Origin of the sequence: Streptomyces johnsoniae (genome assembly GCF_031845565.1) — a bacterium.
Lineage (GTDB): Bacteria > Actinomycetota > Actinomycetes > Streptomycetales > Streptomycetaceae > Streptomyces > Streptomyces johnsoniae.
Window position 1 is genome coordinate 1 of sequence record NZ_JAVREV010000046.1, and the last position, 1,874, is coordinate 1,874.

The 1,874-nt window shown below is 66.2% G+C and carries 1 pseudogene; it reads right to left on the bottom strand.

The annotated features are described in order from the left end of the window. Positions 1 to 127: 127 nt before the first annotated feature. Positions 128 to 1,489, bottom strand: a pseudogene (locus RM779_RS33185) (ISL3 family transposase); the annotation flags it as partial. Between the last annotated feature and the right edge of the window lie 385 nt (positions 1,490 to 1,874).

Here is a 1,874-nt window from a genome sequence, read left to right on the forward strand (position 1 = left end):
GCTACTTCGAGCATGTTCAGCGGCAGCATCGACGGTCAGCGTCCCCGTGGGGAGTCGTGACCACAGAGGTGGGGAATTGGCTGACGCCGATCATGCAGATCGTGGGGAATTGTTTGACCGTCGACAGCAGATGGGGCAGATCGGCTGCGCGGGCCTGGGTGATCCAGTTTTCGAGTGCGTCGGCGTTCCCTGTCTGAGGCTTCAGGAGCGGGGGGAAGGTCCGGATGTGGGCGGTCAGTTGGGTCTTTTCGGGGCAGGCGGCGGTGAGCCGGGCCAGGAGGTCGTGATGTTCGGCCTTGAGGTTGTCGGGCTTGGTGAGCAGCATCCGGGTGAGCCGGCGTGGGGAGATGTGGCTGCGGTCGGCGTCTGCGCGGCCTTGGTTGATGTACTTGTGCAGGAGGTTGAGGCAGCCCGTGAAGCCGAGGGCCTTGATCTCTTCGAAGAGGTGCTGGACGGGGACGGCGGGGTCGGTGGCCCGGCGTCTTCGCAGGTGCTCGCGGTAGGGGTCGACGAGACTGGCGCGGTATTCGGGGGTGCGGAGCATCCTCTCGGGCCGGTCGGCGCGGGCGTAGCGTTTGACGGTGTTCAGGGCCAGTTGGAGGCGGCGGGCGCATTCGGGCAGGCCCACGCCCTGGTCGAGCAGGCTGTGGATCTGGTGCCGGCGTTCCGGGGTCGTCTGTGCGCGGGGCCCGTCGTGGAGGGGCGCGTCCAGCATGGCGGCCCAGCAGGTGCTGTGCGCCTTCACCTCGCTTGAGACCGCTTCGCACAGGTTGTGCCAGACGTGCCACCTGTCGGCGACCTGCACCGCGTCGGGCAGGGCGCGGCGGATGGCCTCGGCATAGGTCGCCGAGCCGTCGCGGCAGACGGCCTCGATGCCTGGATGCTTGCGTAGCTACGCTTCCAGGGTGTCGGCAGTGCGGTCGGGCAGGACGTCGATCCGCTCGTGGGTCCCGGCGTCGATCACCATGGTGGCATAGCGGTGCCGGCGGCGCAGAGCGAAGTCGTCGACGCCGATCACGCGGGGTCTCCGCCCGGTGGGCAACGGGATGCTCAGCAGGGCGCGCAGGGCCGTGTGACGCGAGACGCCCACCGCGAGTACCGTCGGCAAGCGGGCCCCGGCCCGGCCCGCTAACTCCTTGACCACGGCCTTGACGTGCCTGGTCAGACGGGCGGTGCGGCGCTGGTATCGCTCCAGCACTCCGGGCAGCTGCTCGCGGAAGGTCTGTCGGCAGTCACGCGTGGGACACACCAAGCGCCGCACCCGCACGTGGACTATCACCCGGCGGTCGTCGACCGGCACGTCGGCCACCGTCCGCAGGTGATATCCGTGTACCCGCCCCGACGACGCCCCGCACAGCGGACAGACCGCAGCCGTCTGCGGGGTCCTCGCCCGCACCACGATCCGCTCACCCTCATCGGCCACATTATCGATGACCAGCGGCGACAGACCCGAAAACACCGTCCGCACAAGCTCGTTGACATCCTTCACACGAATGTCAACGACGCTGTCCACTCTCCGTCACCACCGAATGTGAGACAGAGCCGCTCGTTTGACAGACCCCCGGCGCATGCGCCTGCGCGTGACCCCGCGCCACGAAAGCTCCACGGAACCGGGAACCCTCGCAGACACGAGCAGCAAGAGGAAATGAACCGTGAAAACCCGGACAAAAAACACAAAGAGGTATTAAGAACTCCAAGTGACACCTCGTCAGGAGCAACCACCAGCACCTGACGAGGTGTCAACCCAAGCCACACAGACACCCCCAGCCGAAAAATACAATTGCGGAGCAATTGTATTCAGCAATTCCGGAGGAATTGCTCCTGAATTCCGGAGGGATTCAGGAGCCGAATTCCGGAGGAATTCGGCTCCGGCC